The sequence below is a fragment of the Monashia sp. NPDC004114 genome (assembly GCF_053603855.1).
Map to the genome: position 1 here is coordinate 105,623 of NZ_JBSGGK010000015.1, position 22,034 is coordinate 127,656.

At 71.5% G+C, this 22,034-nt stretch carries 22 protein-coding genes; 5 read left to right on the forward strand and 17 right to left on the reverse strand.

Features of this window, described 5'->3' with window-relative positions; translation table 11 throughout:
• Positions 1-2: 2 nt before the first annotated feature.
• From ACWEOW_RS18305 to ACWEOW_RS18335, 7 genes are all read right to left on the reverse strand, one after another.
• Entirely contained in the window at positions 3-464 is a 462-nt protein-coding gene (locus ACWEOW_RS18305) for a MarR family winged helix-turn-helix transcriptional regulator (protein ID WP_452270662.1), read from the reverse strand.
• 103 nt (positions 465-567) lie between these two features.
• Entirely contained in the window at positions 568-1,539 is a 972-nt protein-coding gene (hemB, locus tag ACWEOW_RS18310; protein WP_452270663.1) for a porphobilinogen synthase, read from the reverse strand.
• A 63-nt stretch (positions 1,540-1,602) separates the two neighbouring features.
• Entirely contained in the window at positions 1,603-3,252 is a 1,650-nt protein-coding gene (locus ACWEOW_RS18315; RefSeq protein WP_452270664.1) for a uroporphyrinogen-III synthase, read from the reverse strand.
• The gene (gene hemC / locus ACWEOW_RS18320; protein ID WP_452270665.1) at positions 3,249-4,250 is read right to left on the reverse strand and encodes a hydroxymethylbilane synthase; all 1,002 of its coding nucleotides are present in this window, start codon (positions 4,248-4,250) and stop codon (positions 3,249-3,251) included. Before hemC ends, ACWEOW_RS18315 begins: the two co-directional genes overlap by 4 nt.
• Positions 4,247-5,680, reverse strand: a complete 1,434-nt coding sequence (gene hemA, locus ACWEOW_RS18325) for a glutamyl-tRNA reductase (RefSeq protein WP_452270666.1) — start codon at positions 5,678-5,680, stop codon at positions 4,247-4,249. Before hemA ends, hemC begins: the two co-directional genes overlap by 4 nt.
• Positions 5,677-6,357 carry a redox-sensing transcriptional repressor Rex gene (locus ACWEOW_RS18330; RefSeq protein WP_452270667.1) on the reverse strand — a complete coding sequence of 227 codons (681 nt, stop codon included), beginning with the start codon at positions 6,355-6,357 and terminating at the stop codon, positions 5,677-5,679. Before ACWEOW_RS18330 ends, hemA begins: the two co-directional genes overlap by 4 nt.
• A gap of 166 nt (positions 6,358-6,523) precedes the next feature.
• Positions 6,524-6,781, reverse strand: a complete 258-nt coding sequence (locus tag ACWEOW_RS18335) for a glutaredoxin family protein (RefSeq protein WP_452270668.1) — start codon at positions 6,779-6,781, stop codon at positions 6,524-6,526.
• Between the two features lie 192 nt (positions 6,782-6,973).
• Here ACWEOW_RS18335 and ACWEOW_RS18340 point away from each other — a divergent pair, with 192 nt between their 5' ends.
• Both ACWEOW_RS18340 and ACWEOW_RS18345 read left to right on the forward strand, forming a co-directional pair.
• Positions 6,974-7,744 (forward strand): sigma-70 family RNA polymerase sigma factor, encoded by a 771-nt coding sequence (locus ACWEOW_RS18340; RefSeq protein WP_452270669.1) that lies wholly within the window; start codon positions 6,974-6,976, stop codon positions 7,742-7,744.
• A 101-nt stretch (positions 7,745-7,845) separates the two neighbouring features.
• Positions 7,846-9,039, forward strand: a complete 1,194-nt coding sequence (locus tag ACWEOW_RS18345; RefSeq protein ID WP_452270670.1) for a DUF5667 domain-containing protein — start codon at positions 7,846-7,848, stop codon at positions 9,037-9,039.
• Between the two features lie 130 nt (positions 9,040-9,169).
• Here ACWEOW_RS18345 and ACWEOW_RS18350 read toward each other — a convergent pair whose 3' ends face one another.
• The 6 genes from ACWEOW_RS18350 to ACWEOW_RS18375 form a co-directional block, all read right to left on the reverse strand.
• Positions 9,170-10,921: a 1-acyl-sn-glycerol-3-phosphate acyltransferase gene (locus tag ACWEOW_RS18350; protein WP_452270671.1), complete on the reverse strand. Its 1,752-nt coding sequence runs from the start codon at positions 10,919-10,921 to the stop codon at positions 9,170-9,172.
• Complete coding sequence (locus tag ACWEOW_RS18355; RefSeq protein ID WP_452270672.1) at positions 10,918-11,964, reverse strand: NAD-dependent epimerase/dehydratase family protein; 1,047 nt, start codon at positions 11,962-11,964, stop codon at positions 10,918-10,920. Before ACWEOW_RS18355 ends, ACWEOW_RS18350 begins: the two co-directional genes overlap by 4 nt.
• 241 nt (positions 11,965-12,205) lie before the next feature.
• The gene (locus ACWEOW_RS18360) at positions 12,206-12,304 is read right to left on the reverse strand and encodes a 30S ribosomal protein bS22 (RefSeq protein ID WP_003792170.1); all 99 of its coding nucleotides are present in this window, start codon (positions 12,302-12,304) and stop codon (positions 12,206-12,208) included.
• A gap of 228 nt (positions 12,305-12,532) precedes the next feature.
• Positions 12,533-12,733 (reverse strand): helix-turn-helix domain-containing protein, encoded by a 201-nt coding sequence (locus ACWEOW_RS18365; protein WP_020145054.1) that lies wholly within the window; start codon positions 12,731-12,733, stop codon positions 12,533-12,535.
• A 192-nt stretch (positions 12,734-12,925) separates the two neighbouring features.
• Positions 12,926-14,251, reverse strand: coding sequence for an aspartate--tRNA(Asn) ligase (gene aspS, locus ACWEOW_RS18370; RefSeq protein WP_452270673.1), 1,326 nt, complete (start codon positions 14,249-14,251; stop codon positions 12,926-12,928).
• A 345-nt stretch (positions 14,252-14,596) separates the two neighbouring features.
• Entirely contained in the window at positions 14,597-15,793 is a 1,197-nt protein-coding gene (locus tag ACWEOW_RS18375) for an acetoin utilization protein AcuC (RefSeq protein WP_452270674.1), read from the reverse strand.
• Positions 15,794-15,843: 50 nt separating this feature from the next.
• Between ACWEOW_RS18375 and ACWEOW_RS18380 the strand changes: the two genes are divergently transcribed.
• Positions 15,844-16,512, forward strand: coding sequence for a potassium channel family protein (locus ACWEOW_RS18380; RefSeq protein ID WP_452270675.1), 669 nt, complete (start codon positions 15,844-15,846; stop codon positions 16,510-16,512).
• 18 nt (positions 16,513-16,530) lie between these two features.
• On the opposite strand, the gene ACWEOW_RS18385 is transcribed toward ACWEOW_RS18380, so the two are convergent.
• The 4 genes from ACWEOW_RS18385 to ACWEOW_RS18400 form a co-directional block, all read right to left on the reverse strand.
• On the reverse strand, positions 16,531-17,058 hold the full coding sequence (locus ACWEOW_RS18385; RefSeq protein WP_452270676.1) for an N-acetyltransferase family protein: 528 nt from the start codon (positions 17,056-17,058) through the stop codon (positions 16,531-16,533).
• Positions 17,059-17,113: 55 nt separating this feature from the next.
• A complete protein-coding gene (locus ACWEOW_RS18390) occupies positions 17,114-17,638 on the reverse strand; it encodes a GNAT family N-acetyltransferase (protein ID WP_452270677.1) in 525 nt (174 codons plus the stop codon).
• A 14-nt stretch (positions 17,639-17,652) separates the two neighbouring features.
• Positions 17,653-18,459: a pyrroline-5-carboxylate reductase gene (proC, locus tag ACWEOW_RS18395; protein ID WP_452270678.1), complete on the reverse strand. Its 807-nt coding sequence runs from the start codon at positions 18,457-18,459 to the stop codon at positions 17,653-17,655.
• A 61-nt stretch (positions 18,460-18,520) separates the two neighbouring features.
• Positions 18,521-19,471, reverse strand: a complete 951-nt coding sequence (locus ACWEOW_RS18400) for a proline dehydrogenase family protein (RefSeq protein WP_452270679.1) — start codon at positions 19,469-19,471, stop codon at positions 18,521-18,523.
• A 206-nt stretch (positions 19,472-19,677) separates the two neighbouring features.
• On the opposite strand from ACWEOW_RS18400, the gene ACWEOW_RS18405 reads away from it, so the two are divergent.
• Complete coding sequence (locus ACWEOW_RS18405; RefSeq protein ID WP_452270680.1) at positions 19,678-20,511, forward strand: maleylpyruvate isomerase N-terminal domain-containing protein; 834 nt, start codon at positions 19,678-19,680, stop codon at positions 20,509-20,511.
• 123 nt (positions 20,512-20,634) lie between these two features.
• Positions 20,635-21,924: an alpha-hydroxy-acid oxidizing protein gene (locus ACWEOW_RS18410; protein ID WP_452270681.1), complete on the forward strand. Its 1,290-nt coding sequence runs from the start codon at positions 20,635-20,637 to the stop codon at positions 21,922-21,924.
• Positions 21,925-22,034 lie beyond the last annotated feature (110 nt).

Genomic DNA, 22,034 nt, shown 5'->3' on the forward strand with positions numbered 1-22,034 from the left:
GGTCAGCGGCCGCTCGTGCCCTCGGGGTCGAGATGGTCACGCACGATCGCCATGGCGTCGCCGATGGCGCGGAACTCCGCGGGCGTCATGATGTCCACGAGGTTGTCGCGCACGCTCTGCACGTGGACCTTCGCGATGTCGCGGACGGCGTTGAGCCCGCCGGCGGTGAGCACGAGCTCGACGCCGCGTTTGTCGTCCGAGCACTGCTCCCGGACCACCCAGCCGCGGTCCTCGAGGCGCTTGGCCGTGTGCGTGAGCCGGCTCCGTGACTGGACGACCATCGCGGCGAGCTCGGACATACGCAGGCGATGGTTCGAGCTCTCGGAGAGCATCGAGATGATCTCGTACTCGCTCAGCTGGATGCCCGACTCGTTGAGTGCCTCGTCCAGCGCTCTCTCGAGCAGCCTGGTCCCGCGCAGGATGGCGCGCCACGACGCCTGCTCAGAGTCACTGAGCCAGCGCACCTCCCCGTCACCTGCGACCGTTCCGCTCGCCACCACCCTCGCGCTCTCCCCTGTTACGGCCGATCCGGCCGGGCCAACTGCGTACAGGGCAAGCCTAGTGGGGTCAGGCCAGCCAGTCCGGCACGTCGAGCGCGAAGTATGTCAGGACGACCTGCGCGCCGGCGCGCCGGATCGACAGGAGCGACTCGAGCGCGGCCGCGCGGCGGTCGATCCAGCCGTTCGCCGCGGCAGCCTGGATCATCGAGTACTCCCCCGACACCTGGTATGCCGCCACGGGCACGGAAGAGCGCTCTGCGGCCGCCGCGACGACGTCGAGGTAGGACATGGCGGGCTTGACCATGACCATGTCGGCGCCCTCGGCGATGTCGAGGTCGATCTCCCGGAGCGCCTCGACGATGTTGGCGGAGTTCTGCTGGTAGGTGCGGCGGTCGCCCTGCAGGCTCGACTGGACGGCCTCGCGGAAGGGCCCGAAGAACGCGGAGGCGTACTTGGCGGCATACGCGAGGATCACCGTGTCGGTCAGCCGGGCGCTGTCGAGCGCCTCGCGGATCACGGCGACCTGGCCGTCCATCATCCCGGAGGGGGCGACGACGTGGGCCCCGGCCTTCGCCTGCGCGACCGCCATGGCGGCATACAGCTCGTTCGTCGCGTCGTTGTCGACCCGGCCGCGGTCGTCGAGGACGCCGCAGTGCCCGTGGTCGGTGAACTCGTCGAGGCACGTGTCAGCCATGATGACGAGGTCGTCGCCGACCGCGTCGCGGACCGTGCCGAGCGCCACGTTGAGGATGCCGTCGGGGTCGAGCGCGGCGGATCCGGTCGCGTCCTTCTGGTCCTCCTCCGGCACGCCGAAGAGCATCAGGCCGCCCACACCCGAGGACACGCAGCGTCGCGCGACCTCGGTGACGCTCTCGAGCGTGTGGTGCAGGACACCGGGCATGCTCGAGATCGGTCGCGGGCTGTCGAGCCCCTCGGCGACGAAGACCGGCAGCACGAGGTCGCTCGGGTGCAGCCGGGTCTCCGCGACGAGGGCGCGCAGGGCGGGCGTCTGCCGTAGCCGGCGAGGGCGCTCGATCATCGGTGTTCCTCCCTGCTCAGGACGCGTGCGCGAGCACGCTCGGGATGCGCTCGTAAGCCGCGCTCAGCGGGCCCGCCGGCGCGACGCCGGGCGCTTGTCGCTCGGGCGCTGGACGGGCTGGCCCGCCTCCGCGGCGGCCACGGCCAGGCCCACGCCGTGCCCGGCAAGGGCATCGACGAGGCTGAGCGCTGACGCCTCCGCCGCGAGGACGTCGACTCGCAGGCCGTGCTCCTGGGCTGTCTTGGCGGTGGCCGGGCCGATGCACGCCACGACCGTCGCAGCGTGCGGTTTGCCGGCGATGCCGACGAGGTTGCGCACGGTTGAGCTGGACGTGAAGAGCACGGCGTCATAGTCGCCGCCCTTGATCGCGTCACGGATCTCCGCGGCCGGCGGGGCCGCTCGGACGGTCCGGTATGCCGTGACGTCGTCGACCTCCCAGCCCATCTCGCGCAGGCCGGCCACGAGCGTCTCGGTCGCGATGTCGGCGCGCGGCAGGAGCACCCGGTTGATGGGGTCGAGGAGCTCGTCGAACTCCGGCCAGACCTCGAGCAGCCCGGCGGCCGACTGCTCGCCGCTCGGCACCAGGTCCGGGTTGATGCCCCACTCACGAAGTGCCTGAGCCGTCACGCCGCCGACGGCGGCGACCTTGAGCCCGGCGAAGGCGCGGGCGTCGAGGCCGAACTCCTCGAACCGCTCACGGACCGCCCGCACCGCGTTGACCGACGTGAAGCCGATCCACTCGTAGCGGCCCGTGACGAGGCCCTTGACGGCCTTCTCCATCTGCTGTGGAGTGCGGGGCGGCTCGACCGAGATGGTCGGGACGACGTCGGCCGTCGCGCCGTATGCCGCGAGGCGCGAGACCATCGGCCCCGCCTGGGCCTGCGTGCGCGGCACGAGCACCTTCCAGCCGAACAGCGGCTTGGTCTCGAACCACGAGAACTCTTCGCGCAGAGCGACGTTCGGTGACACGACGGCGAGCGTCACGGCCAGGGCGTCCTTGCCGGTGAACGCCTTGTCGACCGCACCGAGCGTCGTCGCGAGGGACGCCTGCTGGACGGTCGTGGCCTTCTCCGTCAGGGCGACCGTCGAGTCGGCCGGGCGGCCCGCGGCGAGGAGGCCGGCCAGGGCGTTCCGGATCGACTCGGTGCTACCGAGCAGGACGACCGTGTCGTCCGCGTCGGTGTATGCCGCGAGGTCGAGGCCCACCCGGTCGACGCTGAGGATGTGCACGGCACCGGTCGCCTTGGCGGTGAGGGGGACACCGGCATACGTCGGGCCTGCGGTCACGGCGGACACGCCGGGCACCACATCGAACGTGATGCCGGCCTTGCGGCAGGCGCGGATCTCCTCGACGAGCCCGTTGAAGGTGGCGGGGTCGCCGTCCATGAGGCGCACGACCAGGCCGCCGGGGGCCACCGACTTCGCCGCCTTGACGACGAGCTTGGCACGCACGGCGTGGGTCAGCTCCTGGCCCTGCTCCCCGTGGCCTGCGTCGATGATCTCGACGTCCGGGTGTGCGTGGGTCAGCACGACATCGTCGCGCGTGATCCGGTCGAGGATGACGACGTCGGCAGCGGCGAGCAGGTCGCGGCCGCGGAGGGTGAGCAGCCCGGGGTCACCAGGGCCGGACCCGACGAAGGCGACGCGCGCCGGCGAGGTCTGGTGCGTAGGAGTCGGAACCGTCTGCTCTGACGGAGGGCGAGAAGGAGTCACGAAACTTGCTCCGGTCGGTGTGAGGCTGGCTGGCGGGCGCCCTCGGGCGCAGTGGTCATGGATGCCTGGCGGCCGGGATGTCCCGGTGAGGCGGTGAGCTCGGCGGCGCCGTCGTCGAGGAGGATGCGAGCCAGGCCGGCACCGAGCGCCTCGGGGTCGCCGTAGGCACCGACGAGCGAGCGGCGCAGCTCGGCCGAGCCGTCCTCGCTGCCGACGAAGGCGCGCAGCGACAGCTCCAGCCCGTCGTCGCCCTCGACGACCTCGGCGAGAGCTCCGACGGGCGCCGTGCACCCCGCTTCGAGCGTCGCGAGCAGGGTTCGCTCGGCGAGGACGCAGGCACGGGTGTCGGGGTCGTCGATCGCCGTCAGCACGGCGACCACGTCGGCCCGGTCGGCGAGGCACTCGACGGCAAGAGCCCCCTGCCCGGGAGCGGGCAGCACCTGGATCGGGTCGAGCACCTCGGTGGCCTCGTCGAGGCGACCGAGCCGGGCGAGGCCCGCACGCGCGAGCACGACCGCGTCGAGCTTGCCCGAGGTGACGAGCCCGATTCTCGTGTCGACGTTTCCGCGGATCGGGCGGATGTCGATGCCGAGGCCGAGCGCGGCGAGCTGGGCCGTGCGTCGAGGCGAGCCGGTGCCGACGACCGAGCCGGCCGGCAGCTCGCCGAGGGTGAGCCCGTCGCGGGCCACGAGCACGTCACGGCTGTCCTCGCGCTGCGGGACGGCGGCGATCACGAGCCCGGGCTCGGGAGCGGTCGGGAGGTCCTTGAGGGAGTGGACCGCGATGTCGATGCGGCCGTCGTGCAGCGCCTTGCGGATCGCGGTCGCGAAGACGCCGGTGCCGCCGATGGCGGTGAGCAGCTCGCCGGACACGTCGCCCTCGGTCGTGATCTCGACGAGCTCGACGTCGTGTCCGTGCTCGCGCAGACGGTCGGCCACCCACCGGGACTGCGTGGTGGCCAGGGCGGATCGGCGAGTGCCGAGGCGAAGCGCGCTCATGGCGTCGTCCGCTTCGGTGGGGAGGACACGTTGGCAACGTCCTTCGGCTCGAGGTCGAACAGCTCACGAAGTGCTGCGGCGTAGTCGTCCCCGCTGCCCTCCATCGCGAACTCCTTGACCCGTCTGGTCGGCGTGTGGAGGAGCTTCTCGACGATGCGGTGCACAGCGTGGGCGACCTCGGCGCGGGTGGCCTCGTCGAGACCGGGCAGGCGCTGGTCGAGGCGCTCCATCTCGGTCGCGACGAGGGACGCGGCGCGAGCACGAAGGGCGGCCACGGTCGGTCCGACCGCCTTCTCCATGCGACGCGTGAGGTAGTCGGCGACCTCGCCGGTCACCAGGTCGCGCACCTTGATGACCTGCGTCGTGTCGGCGCGCCCCTCCAGGAGGTGCCCGAGGCGCTGAAGGTCGACGAGGGTGACGCTGGGGAGTCGCTCACCCCACGTGTCCACCGGCTCGACATCGCGCGGCAGCGCCAGGTCGACCACGACCTGGGGGCGGCCGCCGCGCCGCGCAGCACTCGCGCCAAGCATCTCTGCCGTGATGACGTGGCCGACGGCGCCGGTGCACGTGATGACGAGGTCGCTCGCGGCGAGCACGTCGGCGAGCTCGGACCACGGACGGGCCTCGCCCTGGGTCGACGCTGCCAGGCGCTCGGCGCGCTCGAGGGTGCGGTTGACGATGGTCAAGGATCCGAAGCCCTCGCGGCGAGCGGTCGCTGCGGCCAGCCCGCTCATGCCGCCGGCGCCGACCACCGCGGCCGACCGGGTGTCCAGCGGGCCGAGGACGTCGCGGGCCTGCTCGAGCGCGATCTGCACGAGCGACACGCTGTGCTGGTCGATGTCAGTCTCGGCATGGGCTCGCTTGCCGACTCGAAGTGCTTGCTGGAAAAGGGAGTTCAGTGACTCGCCGACCTGGTCGCGAGCCTGCGCGTCGCCGAGGGCGTCGCGCATCTGGCCGAGGACCTGGGCCTCGCCGACCGCCATCGAGTCGAGCCCGCAGGCGACGGTGAACGTGTGGGCCACCGCGGCGTCGTCGAAGCGCACATAGAGGTGGTCGGCGAGAGCCTCAGCACGAGCGGCGAGCGCCGCCATCGGGTCGCGCGGCTCGTCCGCGTCGATGACCGCCGTGTCTGTCGAGCCGGTGGCCATGGTCCTCGCCTCGGCCTCGGCCAGGGTGCCAGGAGCGGAGGACTCGATGCCTGCCGCGAGGGCGAGCGCCTCGCCGATGGCCGCGACCGCGGGGTGGAAGGCCGACACCTCGGCGTACACCTCTAGTCGGTTGCACGTCGACAGCACGACGGCCTCGCTCGCCGTGGCGGAGCCGAGCACGGAGGCGGCGATGGCCTCGGCGCGGTCGGGACGCTCGGAGAGCGCCTCGAGCACCGCGAGCGGGGCGGTGTGGTGGGACAGGCCGATCACGAGCAGGCTCACCGGGCCACCGCCGACCTGAGGTCACCCGCGGCGAGCGACTTGCGCTGCGCGTGGAAGGCGAGGATCTGCAGCTCCGTCGAGAGGTCGACCCGGCGCACGTCGACGCCGTCGGGCACGGCGAGCACCGCAGGAGCGAAGTTGAGGATCGAGTGGATGCCGGCGCCGACGAGGGCGTCGCAGACCGCCTGGGCAGCGTTTGCCGGGGTCGCGATGACGCCGATGGAGATGGGGTCGACCGAGTGCCGCTCGAGCAGCTCGGCGAAGGGACGGATCGACACTCCGACCACCCGCTGGTCGGTGAGCGCCGGGTCGTCGTCGAACAGCGCGACGATGCGGAAACCCTTGGTGACGAAGCCGGAGTAGGAGGCGAGGGCGTGGCCGAGGTTGCCCATCCCGACGATGGCCACGGGCCAGTCCTGAGTCAGGCCGAGTGCCCGCGAGATCTCAAGCGCGAGGGTCTCCACGTCGTAGCCGACGCCACGCACGCCGTAGGAGCCGAGGTGGCTGAGGTCCTTGCGCAGCTGGGCCGAACGGACCCCCACCGCGGCGGCGAGCTCTTCGGAGGACACCGACAGGACCCCGTCCTCGCCGAGGCGGGACAGCGTGCGAAGGTACTCAGGAAGCCGCGCGACGGTTGCGTCGGGGATCTCTCGACGCAGTGCAGGCTCGGCGGACACTCTTGCTCACCGGCTCCTCTCAGCGAGGCGTTCTCCCGAACGCGGAGCACGTGGGGACCCGATCAGGCTAGACGTTTGTGAACCCATGCACAAAGTTGACTTTGACGGCATACCACGGCATGGACGGACCACGTGAGGCAGGGCGCCGCGCACGGCTGCGGCGGCCTCACGCGAGCGCTGCGCGCAGCCGTCCCTCGTCGACCCTCCAGAAGTCGTGGCGACGCCCGTCGACGAAGGTGACCGGGATCTGCTCGCCGTAGGCGCGCTGCAGCTCCGGGTCATCGTCGATGGACCGCTCCTCCCAGCCCACGCCGAGGTCATCGGCCACCCGCTCGATGACGGCCCGAGCGTCGTCGCACAGGTGGCAGCCGGGTCGGCCGAGCATCACCACGCGGGGGGTGCCCGCGGTCTCGGAAGTGGGCATGGACCCACTCTAGGTCGCTGATCGCCCTGGGCCGAGCCCCACATCACCAGCCGCCCGGCCCGTTCTCCACGACGAGGGACCGCTCCGTCCCAGCGGTGACCGGGAGGCGCGCGACGCGTGAGACGGGGCGCACACTCGACCGGAGGGGGGCGCAGCCCCCATCGGAGCGGATCTTCGGACAGACTTGGTGGGATGTCCACCAGGGTCGCACCCGCCCAACCGGGTATGCCGTCGGGCGCGGTTGCGCTGCCCGGCTGGGTGCTGCCCTCGTGGCGGGATGCGCTCGACACCCTCTGGGCGGCCATCGCGACCGACGGGGACGGCCTGACCGTCCCCGCGACTGGGGCCGGCGCCACCGTCGGCTCGCCCATCAGGTCCTCCCGACCGGGCCCGCGCACCGAGCGCGACGCGGCGGAGCAGGCGCGCATCGCAGCTCTGGTCGAGCTTGCTCAGGCGGGCCACCGCGAGGCCTTCGCGCAGCTGTACGACGCCTACGTCGACACGGTCTTCCGCTACATCCTCGTGCGGGTGGCCAACCGCGCCCTCGCCGAGGACCTGACGTCCGAGACCTTCCTGCGGGCGATGCGCCGGATCGACTCGTTCACCTGGCAGGGCAAGGACATCGCGGCATGGTTCGTCACGATCGCACGCAACCTCATCGCCGACCACGTGAAGTCGGCACGCTTCCGCTTCGAGGTGACGACCGCCGACATGCGCGACGCCGACGAGCGCGTCGATGCTCCGGAAGAGGAGGTGCTCGCGCGACTGCGCGACGAGCGGCTCGTCGCGGCGATCAAGGAGCTGCGTCCGGAACAGGCGGAGTGCATCACGCTGCGCTTCCTCCAGGGGCTCAGCCTCGCCGAGACAGCCCGGGTGCTGGGCCGGTCGGAGGGCGCGGTCAAGCAGCTCCAGCTGCGGGCCACGCGGGCCCTGCGGGCAGCACTCCAGGGAGCCGAGCTGTGACCGTAACCACTCCCGCACCCGTGTCGTTCTCACGCCGCCACCACGGGTGCGGCCAGCACCCAGCGCGGCCCTGACCCAGCCCAACGAGCGAAGGAGGAGACATGGACCTCGGCCCCGGCGCCGACGGCGACCTCCTCCAGCGCGCCCTCGACGGGGAAGCGGTCACCGACCCCGGCATCCTCGAGCTGGTCGCGGTTGTCCACGCGGTGACAGCACTCGATCGGGCCGCGCTCGCACCGCGGGCCCAGTTCGTCTCCGACCTACGGGCCCGGCTGCTCGCCGACGACGGCACCACGGCGCTTTCAACGCTGCCCGGTGCGGATGACGGTGAGCGCGACGGCTCCGAAGGCGACGGGCCTGGAGGTCCCGGTGGACCGGCATCGGTGGTGCGCATCGCGGCGCGGCCGCTCCGGTACGTCGCGGCGGCGGCGGCCAGCATCCTGCTCGTCGGCGGCGCGCTTGGTGTCGCATCCCGGTCGGCCGCCCCCGGCGACGTCCTCTACCCGGTCAAGCAGGTGCTCGACCGGGTGGCGGTCGGTCTCGCCGGCTCCGCCTACGACGAGGGCCTCACGTACCTCGCCCAGGCCCAGCAGCACATCGACGAGGCCCGCGACCTGCTCGACCGGGGAGCCGCCTCGGCCGACGACGTCACCATGGCCCTCGACGCCGCGAGCGACTCCACGCAGCAGGCCCAGCGCACCCTGCTCGATGTCTACCGCACGAACCATCGAGGTGAGGCACTGACGGAGCTCGACGACTTCTACACCCGCGCCATCCCGCAGGTCGATGCGATGCGCGACCGCGTGCCTGCGGCCTCGCAGCCGTCGTGGCAGCATCTGCGCGACCTCCTCGGGCAGGGCCGGATCGCGACGCTCCGGGAGCTGGCCGCATGCACGGTCTGCGGCGACCGGGCCCTCGAGGCCCGACAGGTGCTCGCGACCCTGCCAGGTGGCGGCGCAACCGGCGTGGCGGCCGTCCCGGCCACCACGGCGCAGACGGCGGCGCCGGGCGGGTCCGGGACTGCGACATCGGGTCCGGGACAGCCGGGCGTGAACGTCACCGGCGGCGTATCCCTGCCCGGTGCGACGGCGAACCTCCCTGGCGTGGGCGTGCACTCGAGCGGCGCCGAGGCAGGCGGCGGAGGCGTCACGCTCCCCGGAAGCACCGTCGACCTGCCGTCCGCCGGCATCAGCTCGACCGGCATCAGTGTCGGCGGTGGCGGGGCCACCCTCCCTGGAGTCACGGCGTCCCTGCCGTCCGCCTCGGTCCCCCTGCCGACGAAGCTGGTGCCCTGACCCTCACGACCTGAGGCGGCATCGCCCGCCCCGCCCGGGACACGGGTGCGTCCGCGGCCCTGTGATTCTGCTCCGCATTCCGGAGCAGAATCAGAGGGCCGACGTAGATGCCCGCCCGGCCCGGGTCACGTCAGAGGAAGACGGACTTGCGCTGCATCAGCAGGCTGTAGAGCGTCTGCTGGATCGTCTCGCGCACCTGGTCGGTGAGGTCGAACACCAGCATCGGGTCGTCCGCCGCGTCAGGACCGAACATCGTCGTGTCGATCGGCGGTCCGAACTCGATGAGCCACTTGCTCGGCAGCGGGACGAGGCCGAGCGGCCCGAGCCACGGGAAGGTCGGCGTGATCGGGGCGTATGGCACCCCGAGGAGCCGGGCGACCGCCGGCATGTTGCCGATCATCGGGTAGATCTCCTCGGCCCCGACGATCGACACCGGCACGATCGGGACGCCGGCCCGCAGGGCGGCCGACACGAAGCCGCCCCGGCCGAAACGCTGGAGCTTGTACCGCTCGCTGAACGGCTTGCCCACGCCCTTGAACCCCTCGGGCCAGACCCCCACCAGCTCACCGCCGCGCAGCAGCCGCTCGGCGTCGGTGTTCGCGGCGAGGGTCGACCCGGACCGGCGGGCCATCGTCCCGACGAAAGGCATCTGGAACACGAGATCCGCTCCGAGCATCCGCAGGTGACGGTTCGCGGGGTGCTCGTCGTAGACGGCGACCTGGGTCATCAGCGAGTCCATCGCCACGGTGCCCGAGTGGTTGCCGACGACGAGCGCGCCGCCGACGGTCGGGATGTTCTCGATGCCCCGCACCTCGACCCGGAACCACCTGCGGTAGAGCGGCCGCAGCAGCGGGAGGTGCACATGGATCGTGTAGTCCTCGTCGAAACCGAACTCGTCGACGACGTAGTCGCCCGACAGCCGGCGCCGGAGGTAGGCGAGCGTCTCGGCGACCTGGCGCTCGACGTCCTCGGCCGGCACACCCGCCGAGGTCGCCGCGGCGCGGATGACGTTGATGGCGAGCTCGACGAGCTCGGCCGGCCCCGGCCGCGCCTCCGACGAGAACTCGCCCGCCTCGAGCGCGCCGAGCAGCCGCTCGGCCGCAGCGGAGCCCGTCTCGACGCCTTCGCCCGACCCGGTATGCCGCCGCGCGGGCTCGCCCTCCGCCGTGACCTTCGCGGGTCGCTCGGCCGCGTCGCCCGACGGCACCGCGCGAAGGCGGGTCGGCTCGCCGTGCCCGACGTCGCGCCGCTTGGCGCGGATCGCCGCCCGGCTCGGCCGGGCGGGCCTGGTCGTGTTAGGCGCCTCGGCGACAGGTGCCTCGCTCGCGCCTGAGCTTTCGGCCTCGACCGGAGGAGCGCCCAACGTGACCTGCTCGAACACCGCCTGGTCGTCCGGCGTCTGCGAGACGACCGGTAGGACGTCCGGCTCGGGCGTGGGCGCCACTGGCTCGGAGTCGTCGCTCGCCGCCCGACGGCGTGCCTCGCTGACCTCGACCGGCTCGATGGACAGCAGCGGGGTGCCGCTCCGTCGACGCCGTTCGCCCGAGGCCCGAGCCGCACCCGCCGCGAAGGCGCCGCCGTGGGTCGATGCGGAGGGCCTCGCTGCTGCTCCAGCAGCACCTCTCGTGGCCGGCTTGGCGCTGGTGCGCGCGGCGCTCGTCTTCGCAGCAGCCTGCTTCGCGGCAGCCTTCTTCGGGGCAGCCTTCTTCGGGGCAGCCTTCTTCGGGGCAGCCTTCTTCGCAGCGCCTGGCGCCTCGGCGCCCTTCGCCGCCGAGCCCGACGGGGCAGAGCCCGATCGCGGCGCGCCCGAACCGGCGCCGGATGACGAAGGCGTCTGCTCCGGCGTCGTGTCCGACCGGTCCGGCGTCTCGGCGGCGGTCACGTCTGGATCCTTTCGATGACGCGCGCGATCGCGGCGGCGGCGCCCCCGGCAGCGTCGCTCACGACCTCGCCGACACCGTCGGCGCCGGGCACGACCGGCCGCAGGTGACGGGCATAGTCCTCGAAGGCGCCACGCGTGCTGTACGCCGGCTCGAAGTGGAAGACCTTGCGCATCCGCGAGGTGTCCAGTCCGCGACCGAAAGCGAGGAAGGTCAGCTGGTCGGACGAGAAGTCGGCCAGCCGGGAGCGCTTCACGACGTTGCCCAGCACGCCCGCGGCCGCGAGCGGCACGGGCAGCACCGGTCGCCGGGCGATCGCGGTGCACTGGGTCACCGTGACGAACCCGTCGCCGGCGACGTTGACGATGCCGACGGCTGGCCCCGTCGTCGCCAGGATCATGGCCGACGTCGCATCGTCCTCGTGGATCAGCTGGAACCGGGCGTCGTAGCCGAGCGGGATCGGCACCACCGGCAGCGAGAAGTAGTCGGTGATGGCGGTGTGGATGTTCGGACCGACGACGTTGGCCAGCCGGAGCATGGTGATCTCGACGTCGGGTCGGCGCCGGGAGAACCCCCGTACATAGCCCTCGACCTCGACCGAGTCCTTGCCGAAGCCGGTGCGGGGCATCGTCTTGGGGTTCATGTCCTCGCTGAACATCGCCGGGTCGCGCGGCGACGAGCCGTACACGGCGGCGGAGGACTTGACGACGAGTCGCTGCACGGACTCGGACTTCTGGCACGCGGCAAGCAGCTGCATCGTGCCGATGACGTTGATCTCCTTCTGCGTCACCCGCCCACCCGTGTCCTTCGGCGTGGCGATGACGTTCATGTGCACGACGGTGTCGACGGCGGCCTGGGCCATGATCCGGCCGATCATCGGGTTGCGGATGTCAGCACGGACGAACTCGGCGCGCCCGACCGCGTGCTTGGGCGGGAACACGTCGACGCCGAGGATGCGCTCCACCGACGGGTCGTTCGACAGGCGCCGGGCGAAGAGGCCTCCGAGGTAACGGGACACACCCGTGACCAGCACGACCTTTGCCATTCGGCTCCTCCTGTCGTCGATCGTCGCTACAGACCTCGTCAGGCGTCCGGGACGCCCGCGCGGCCCCGCACCTGGGAGCCTACCGAGCGATTCCGTCGGCGTCCTCGGTGACCCAACGTTGCCACTCGAAGCGCCCGGGCGCCACGCCTCGTCATGAGGCCCGGAGAACGCGAACGACCCTCACCGCAGGCGAGGGTCGAGAGCGTTGCGGGCGTGGCCCGCGGTCCTGAACGAGGTCAGGTCACTTCTTGTTGCGACGCTGGTGACGCGTCTTGCGCAGCAGCTTGCGGTGCTTCTTCTTGGCCATCCGCTTGCGGCGCTTCTTGATGACAGAGCCCATGGTTGTCCTTGTCGTGCGACTGGTTCCTTGACGTGCATTGCCGACCTGCGTCGACTTGACCGCCAAGGAGGGAGGTCGAATCCACGAGCCGAACAGGCACCACAGCGTAGCGCGTGCGCCGCGTCGATCCCAAAAGACGGTGATGTGAAGGCGGCTGCCCAAACGCCGAGGGGGCGGTTCGGGCCATGTGGCCCGGCCGCCCCCTCGGGTGCGCTGCAACGCTGGTGTTCACGCGGTGTCGATGTACGACGTCTGGAGGTACTTGTGCACCGCGTCTTCCGGGACCCGGAAGGAGCGGCCGACCCTGACGGCGGGCAGGTCCCCACCGTGGACGAGCCGGTACACCGTCATCTTCGACACGCGCATGATCGAGGCGACCTCGGCAACGGTCAGGAACCGCACCTCGGCGAGCTGGCGCTCATTCGACATGTGATACCCCGATCTACTGGCTGACCCGCGCGTCGCCGGCTTCCCCTCCGACGAAACTTCACGCAGGTACAAGAAGCAACACTAGGGGCAGATGTGACTGAAGGGGAAGTGGGAGATCACTGAAAGCGCAAAGCGCAAGGAGGCGCGCCGACGCAAGGTCAGGGATCTTGGGTCACGAGCTCGCACCGCCGCCTAGGGCGACAGCCGGTTCAGGTCACGGGGAAAGAGCGTCACCTCGCGGATGTTCTCCGCCCCGGTCAGCCGCCCGACCCACCTTTCCAGACCGATCGCGAAGCCGCCATGCGGAGGCATCCCGTGCGCGAACGCGTCCAGATAGCCGGCGAAGAGCGACGGGTCGGTACCCGTGCGCGCGAGCGCGGCTGCGTAGTCGCTCGGCCGGTGCAGGCGCTGCCCGCCGGTGGTCAGCTCGAGCCCGCGGAAGAGCAGGTCGAAGCTGTTGCTCCACCGTTCGTCACCAGGCTGCGGGTGCGTGTAGAACGGCCGCTTCACCATCGGATACCCCTCCACCGCAAGGAAGTCCGAGCCGTATGCCGTCCGCGCCCACTCCGAGAGCGCCCGCTCGTGCGCGGGGCTGAGGTCGGGCTCGGCCGGGTCGGCCCCGACGAGGGCCAGCGCCTCGCTGAAGTGGACGACCGGGAACTCGTCCGGCACGACCGGCAGCTGGACACCGAGGAGCGCAGCGGCCTCGGCGGCATACGTCCTGATGCCCTCGACCATTCCGGCGATGGCCTCGCGCAGCACGACGAGCACGTCCCGGTGGTCGCGGATGAACCCGAGCTCGGCGTCGAGCGACGTGTACTGCGCGAGGTGGCGCACCGTGTCGTGCGGCTCGGCCCGGAAGACCGGGCCCACCTCGAAGACCCGCTCGAACACCCCGACGAGCATCTGCTTGTAGAGCTGTGGGCTCTGGGCAAGGTATGCCGTGCGGCCGAAGTACTCGACCGAGAAGACGTTCGCGCCCGACTCGGTGGCCGTGCCGACGAGCTTCGGGGTCGCGATCTCGGTGAAGTCGAGCGAGCCCAGCGTGGAACGGAAGCCGTGCATGGAGGCGCTGGCCAGCTGCCAGGCAGCCCGGTGCCTCGGGTGCCGCAGCGTCACGGCGGCGTGGTCGAGCTGTGTCGGCAGGCCTGCACCGAAGGTCGGGCGCCACAGCTCGGCCGGCGGCGGTGTTGCGGGCTCGGTCAGCGGCGCGATGTCCGGCTCGACGAGCTCAGCACCGCCGGGCGCGGCCGCGTTGGCCGCGACGGTGCCGGTCACCTCGACGACCGTCTCCTCGGGCAGGCCCTCGAGCTGCTCGGCGGTCGCCGCGTCCTTGATGACGACCTGAGCCAGGCCGGTCCGGTCCCGAAGGACGAGGAACGTGACGCTCGCGAGGATCCGACGCCGGTGGACCCAGCCGGCCATCGTGGCGCGCTCTCCGGGAGCGGTCGCCGCGAGGTCGCGGGCCAGGACTCGCTGGGCCGGCATCGAGCCGGCCGGTGGATGGGTGGGTTGCATCTGGTTCACCTCCGTTGATGGGTCTTGCCCCGGAGGTGCGGGCGATGGGGATGTCGCTGTGCCACCACACCTTCGCCACCGCGGGGATGCGGTGGCCTCTTGCTGTGCTCGGCTCAGGATCGTCAGGCCCGTCGTCGCCGTGTCGAGCAGGCTACGTCGGCGCGCAGCTCGGCGCGACCGGATTTCGAGGCGCCAAAAGCATGCCGCGGCGCCGGCGTTGCCTGGACGCAGCGCAGCTAGCTGGGTCCCACGCTCTGCGTGGGAGGAACGAGCGAGCGAAGCGGAGGAAGGCAACGCCTATAGGGCGCCGCGGCACGCGCCGCAGCGAAGCGAGGCGCCAATAATTCAGTCGAAGTGGATGTCGAGGCCGTGGTGCGGGAAGACGGCGGTCCGCGTGGCCATGATCGCCCGGTCGACCTCGTTGGCCGGGTCGTAGCCCATCTCCCAGGATCGCCACCACAGCGGCCCGTCCTCGGTCGTCAGGTCGCCCATCCGGCGCGGTCCGGGCCGTCCGAAGAGGCGCTCGACATGGTCGAGCCACTCCTGCGGCACCTCGACGGACGTCTTGATCGGCGCGTGCGCGGCGATCGCCGTCAGGTGCGTCCACGTGCGCGGCACGACCCCGATCACCTCGTAGCCGCCTCCGCCGAGAGCCACCCAGCGGCCGTCACAGACCTCGTGGGCGAGCCGATGCAGGGTGTCCGCCGCCGCTCGCTGCGCATCGACCGTCACCGCGAAGTGCGCGAGCGGGTCCTCGGTGTGCGTGTCGCAGCCGTGCTGGGTGACGAGGACGTCGGGCTTGAACGCCCGGACCAGCGGGATCGCCACGGCGTTGAGCGCCCGGAGCCACCCGGCATCCGTGAGCCCCGGAGGGAGCGCGACGTTCACCGCAGAGCCCTCGGCCTTCCGGCCACCGATGTCGGTGGGCCAGCCGGTGCCCGGGAACAGCGCGCGGCCGGTCTCGTGCAGGGAGATGGTCAGGACCCGCGGGTCGTCCCAGAAGATCCGCTCCACGCCGTCGCCGTGATGGACGTCTATGTCGACGTACGCCACCCGCTCGGCGCCGTGGTCGAGCATCCACTGGATGCCGACGGCGATGTCGTTGTAGACGCAGAAGCCGCTGGCCGAGCCGCGCATCGCGTGGTGCAGCCCGCCGGTGAAGTTCACCGCGTGCGCGGCCTCGCCCTCCCAGACGGCGCGGCAGGAGTCGACCGTGCCCGACACGACGCGAGCGCTGGCCTCGTGCATGCCGGTGAAGGCCGGGTCGTCGTCCGTCCCGAGGCCGTATGCCGGGTCGGCTCGCTCGGGCTCCACGGAGGCGGCCTTGACGGCCGCGATGTAGTCCGCGTCGTGCACCGTGAGCAGCAGCTCGTCGCTGGCCTCGTCGGCGGAGGCGACCTCGACGCCGTCGACGTCGAAGACACCGAGCGCCTCGCACAGGCGCGCCGTCAGGTCGAGCCGGACGGGCGACATCGGGTGTGTCGGACCGAAGTTGTATCTCGTGAAGGAGGTGTCCCAGACGACCCGAGCCTGAGTTGGCATGATTGAGACGCTATCGCGGATGGCGCGATCACGACGACGGAGGTAACCCTATGGCCCGCAACCGGCTCTTCGATGACGACGTGCTCGTCATCGGGCTGGGACGCTTCGGCACGGCCGTCGCGCTCGAGCTGACCCGGCTGGGGCATCGCGTGATCGCCGTCGAGCGCGACAACCACCTCGCCGAGAAGTACGTCAACAAGTTCGCCCGGGTCGTCCATGCGGACATGGCGCAGGCGGAGGCCCTCGACATGATCCGCCAGGCCGAGCCGAAGATCGCGATCGTGGGGATCGGCTCCTCGGTCGAGTCCTCGGTGCTCGCGGCCGCCAACCTCGTGGATGCCGGGGTGCCCTCGATCTGGGCCAAGGCACTGTCGCCCGAGCACAAGCGGATCCTCGACCGGATCGGCGTCCACCACGTCATCTCACCCGAGGCCGACTCCGGGCGCCGGGTGGCCCACCTGGTCAACGGCAAGCTGCTCGACTACATCGAGTTCGACGACGGCTTCGCGATCGTCAAGATCAAGCCGCCGAGCGAGGCGATCGGCTTCACCCTGGAGCAGAGCCAGATCCGCCGCAAGTACGGCGTCACCGTCGTCGGCGTCAAGGCGCCGGGCGAGGACTTCACGTATGCCGTCCCGCAGACGAAGATCTCGGCGCACCACATGCTCATCGTCAGCGGGCCGACCGAGCTGCTCGAGCGCTTCGCCGCCCGCCCCTGATCCGGTTCGAGGCTGGGCTCAGAAGCGGGGCTGCGTGGCGAGGTCGGACTCGAGCGGGAGCACCATGGCGATCTCCTCCTCGCCGTCCTCCTCGCTGACGACGCCCATCGGGCGGCGGTAGTCCGTCGGCCGGAATCCCATGCCGCTGGCGAAGGCGACGGCTCGGCCGTTCTCGGTGCCGACCCAGTAGACGAGGTGGGTGTTGCCGCGCTTGGCCGCGATGTTCGCGCCGTCCTTGACGAGGCGCGTGGCCACGCCGGACCCGCGCGCGTCGGGCCGCACCCAGAGGCCGAAGAGCTCGCCGGCGTTGCCTTCCTCGGCCTTGGCGGTGCCGACGCTGACGACGCCGACAGCCTCACCCGAGCGTTCGGCGACCAGACGGGCCGATCGGTTCATCCGTGAGCGCCAGTGGGCCTCGTCGAAGCCGAGTTCCTCCTCGGCGGTGGCCACGAACGCCTCAGGCGATTCACGCAGCGCGGCGAGGCGAACGGACCGGTAGGTCTCCCAGTCGTCCTCGTCGAGGGCACGCACGGTGATGTCGGTCATGGGGTCAACCTTCGCATGTGAACCGGTGACTGTGCACCCGCAGGCGGGTGAACGTTCAGAGCCGGTGGACCATCTCGATCTCGTGCAGCTCGGACTTGCGCGGATGGGCGTGCGTCGCGCCGGTCCGGACGAAGCCACACCGCTCGTAGAGCGACTGGGCTGCCGTGTTGGTGTCGGTCACCTCGAGCACGACCTCGGACTTGCCCCGCCGCGCGGCTTCCGCGAGCACCGCACGGACCAGCGCCTCGCCGACGCCGAGCCCGCGAGCCCGGGGTGCGACATACATTCCGAACAGCGTTGCGGTGGTGGCGCGCTCAGGCTCCCAGTGCGAGCCGAGCCCGGCGCTGCCGAGCACGCCGTGTGCGTCGCGGGCCTGCACGAGCCAGGCTCCTTCGATGCGGTCGCGCCAGTCGGCCTCGTCGTAGACGGCCTCGTCGGCGTAGGTGAACCAGAAGGCGTCGGGCGCGTCCTGGAGCATCTCCAGGCGGATGTCGCGGTGCGCCTGCCAGTCGTCGGGGGCGACCTCGTGCAGGTGGATCGGCAGGTGCCCGGGGGCACCATCAGGACGCGGCTCGGCCATGCCCTCAATCTGCCTCAGACCTGACCGGACGCCAACTCCTTTGACCGCGCGGCCGCGGCCTCGATCGCGGTGACGAAAGCGGCCCGCACCTTGTGGTCGTCGAGCTGCCGGAGTGCCGCCACGGTCGTGCCGCCGGGTGAGCTGACCTGCTCGCGCAGCACGGTCGGGTGCTCGTGAGTCTCTTTGAGCATCGTCGCCGCGCCGTAGAGCGTCTGGACCACCAGCTCGGTGGAGGTCGCGCGCGGCAGCCCGAGCACGACGCCGGCCTCGATCATCGCCTCGACGACGTAGAAGATGTATGCCGGGCCGCTGCCCGAGATCGCCGTCACCGCGTCGAGGTGCTTCTCGGCGAGCCGCACGACCTTCCCGCACGAGCTGAGCAGCGCCTCGGCCTCGGCGAGGTGGTCGTCGGTGCAGTGGCGCCCGGGCGAGATCCCGGCCATGCCCTGGTCGACGAGTGCGGGAGTGTTCGGCATCACCCTGATCACGGACGTGCCCTCGGGCAGCCGCGACTCGAGAAGCTCGGTCGTGATGCCCGCGGCCAGCGAGATCACCGCGTTGCCCGGCGCCACGTGGTCGCGGATCTCGTCGAGCAGGCCGGTCATGTCCTGCGGCTTGACGCAGAGCACGAGGGTGTCCGCGATGTCGGCGGCATCGGGGTTGGGCAGGACCCGCACCCCGTAGCGCCCGGCGAGCGCGTTGACCTTGTCAGGCGTGCGCCCGGTGACGATGAGGTCGGCCGGCGTGCGGCCGGACCGGATCAGGCCCGACACGAGGGTCTCGCCCATGACTCCCGCGCCGAAGATGGCCGTCGTCGACATGTGGTCCGCCTCTCGAGGGGTCGGTCTGGGTCAGTCAGCTCAGGTCTGGGTCGGGTCTGCGTCAGCCCTTGGTCGCGACGCCCCGCAGGAAGAACATGACGTTGGCCGGCTTCTCGGCCATCCGGCGCATGAGGTAGCCGTACCACTCCTCGCCGTACGGGATGTAGACCCGCATCTGGTCGCCGCGGTCGGCGATCCGCTTCTGCTCGTCGGGCCGGATCCCGTAGAGCATCTGGTACTCGAACGACTTCGGGTCGCGGCCTGCCTGTCCGGCGAGCGCCCCGGCGATCTCGATGAGCCGGGGGTCGTGGGAGGCGATCATCGGGTAGCCCTGGCCCTGCATGAGGATCTTGAGGCAGCGCACGTACGACTTGTCGACGTCGGCTCCCGCCTGGAAGGCGACGGACTCAGGCTCCTTGTAGGCGCCCTTGCAGAGGCGCACCCGCGACCCGGCATACGCGAGGTCCCGGCAGTCGGCCTCCGTGCGGTAGAGGTAGGCCTGCAGCACGGCACCGACCGTCGGGAAGTCGACGCGCAGCTCGCGCAGCGCGTCGAGCGTGAGGTCCGTGGTGGTGTGGTCCTCCATGTCGAGGGTCACCGTCGTGCCCGACTGCTGTGCGAGCTCGCAGATCTCGCGGGCGTGGTCGAGAGCGATCTTGTTGCCGTCGCCCGGCAGGGCCTGGCCCAGGGCGCTCAGCTTGAGCGACACCTCGACGGTGCCGCCTGCAGTGAGGCCGTGGTCGCGCAGGCCCGTGAGCAGCGACACGTACGCGTCACGCGTGTGCTCGGCCTGGGCCAGCTCCACGGTGTCCTCGCCGAGATAGTCGATCGTGGACAGCCGCCCGGATGCGGCCATCTCGCCGGCGGCGGTGACGACGTCGCCGCGGTCGGCCCCCGGCACGAAACGCTTGACGACCGAGCGCGACACCGGCGCCTTCTCGATCATGTCTCGGATCTTCTCCTGCTTGGACAGCTGAAGAAGTGAGTTGCGCAGCAGGTCGCTGGCGTCCACGGTGGCCTCCGGTGGTGCTCGGGTCTGGCGACGGGTCGCGGGTGTCGCGATGAGTCGCCCGACAACGCTCTCGGTGCGGGCAGAGCGGGGTCGCCGCCCTCCGACGGGCAAATCTACCGCCCGCGGGCCCGCGCGCTCGCCACGAGCGCTCGTCGTCGGTCGGTGGCAGACTCCCCACAAAAGCGCAGCCCTCCGAAAGGACAGCCATGGACCAGACCACCACTGCCACGGACGCCGCGCCCGACCCTGCCGACCAGCTGGAACGGCACGGCCCCATCGACCTCACTCTCGACGACCTCGGCGACGGCCTCGGGTCCGCCGCGACCGTGCTGCGCGCCAACGCCGCTGCCGCCGGACTCGACGCCCCGGTTCCGACCTGCCCCGAGTGGACGGTCCGCGACCTCGTGGCGCACCAGGGCATGGTGCACCGCTGGGCAGCGAGCCACCTGGCGGGAAGGCCCGTCGACGACACCTCCGCACTCGAGCGGCAGGGCCGCGAGTCGCCCGACCTGCTCGGCTGGTTCGACACGGGGGCCACGGCCCTGCTCCAGACGATCGTCGACGCCCCCGACGACGTGGAAGCCTTCGTCTTCCTCAAGGACGCGCCGGCTCCCCGGATCTTCTGGACCCGTCGCCAGTGCCACGAGACGACGGTCCACGCGGTGGACGCGCTCGCGGCGCGGCTGGGTCGGCCGCCGGAGGCCCGGGAGACCTGGATCAGGCCGAGCGTCGCGCTCGACGGCATCGACGAGCTGCTCGTCGGGTTCGTGACACGCAAGCGGGAAGGCATCAACCCCGGGCACGCGTCGCGGCTGCTCGTGCGGCCGGACGGCAGCGACGTCGGCTGGCTGGTCGACATGGCGCCGGGCCGCTCCGTCCTCACGCGCCGGGTGCGCCTGGACGGCACCCCCGTCGAGGCCGACGCCGAGATCACGGGGACACCGGTCGAGGCCTACCTCAGCCTGTGGAGCCGTAGCCCGGTCCCGCCCGCGAACGACCTCGAGCGCTGGTGGCGCGACACGGTGTCCATCTCCTGGTGACGGGCCGGGTGGCGGTCGGGCCGGCCCGGGTTCGCCCGTCCCGTTCCGCAGGGCGCACCGCTGCGGGAGACTCCGGTGTACGCATGGCGCATCGTGCGCCCGGCACGACGGAGGGCAGGACGTATGCCGCAGGGCGGGTTCGGCAGGACGGTGCAGTCTGCGATCTACCGGGCCGGGGCGTTCGGCCACCGGCCGAAGGTCCCCACCGACACCTCGCAGCTGCAGGACGCGGCCCGAAAGGCCATGTCTCGCAGAGCTTTTGCCTATGTCGCGGGATCCGCAGGCTCAGAGGCAGGAGCCCGTGCGAACGTGTCGGCGTTCGACCGCTGGCAGGTCGTGCCGCGCATGCTCGCCGACACGACCGAGCGTGACACCGGCGTCGAGCTCTTCGGTCGGCGGCACGAGAGTCCCTTGCTCATCGCGCCGATCGGCGTGCTCTCGATGGCGCATCCGGACGCCGACCTGGCCGTCGCGACCGCCGCGAGGGAGCAGCACGTCACCCAGATCCTCAGCACCCAGGCATCAGTCCCGATGGAGGACGTGGCCCGGACGCTGGCAGGGTCCGGGCACTGGTACCAGCTCTACTGGAGCAGCAACGACGACCTCGTCGCCAGCCTGGTCGAGCGGGCCGAGGCGTGCGGGAGCGAGGCGGTCGTCGTCACGCTCGACACGGCATACCTCGGGTGGCGGCCCCGCGACCTCGACCTCGGGCACCTGCCCTTCGCCCGCGGGGAGGGCATCGCGCAGTACACGTCCGACCCGGTGTTCCAGCGGCTCGTCGCCGAGCGGGTGGCCACGGCAACGCCCGAGCCGCGACCGCGGCCGACTCCGGCGGCCGTCGGGACCCTCGTGTCGATGAGCCGGAACCATCCCGGTGACCTGCGGCGCAACCTCACCGCCCCCGAGCCGCGGGCCGCGGTCGACACGTTCCTCGACGTGTTCAGCCGGCCGTCCCTCACCTGGGCCGACCTGCCCCGGCTGCGGGCGCTGACCCGGCTTCCGATCGTGCTCAAGGGGATCCTGCACCCCGACGACGCGCGGCGCGCCCTGGACTCCGGCGTCGACGGGATCTACGTGTCCAACCACGGAGGGCGTCAGGTCGACCGGGTCGTCGCCGCGCTCGACGCCCTCCCGGCGGTCGTCGAGGCCGTGCGGTCGTCCGGCTCTGACGTCCCCGTCATCTTCGACAGCGGAATCCGTTGTGGCGCAGACGTATTCGTCGCCCTCGCTCTCGGATCGACGGCCGTGGGGATCGGCCGGCCGCACGTCTACGGCCTCGCACTCGCCGGCACGGACGGCGTCTCCGAGGTGCTGCGCAACCTCCGGGCCGAGCTCGACCTCCAGCTGGCCCTGACCGGATGCACGTCGCTGCGCGACATCACGCCCGACCACCTCGTCCGCGCGCCCGCCTGACGGAGGCGACCACCCGGCATACGGCTGGGGCGTCGACCGCCCTCGGGGGACCCCGGCCGCTCCGGCCCCCTGGAGGGCGTCCACCCACAGAGAACTCGCTCGACTGATCG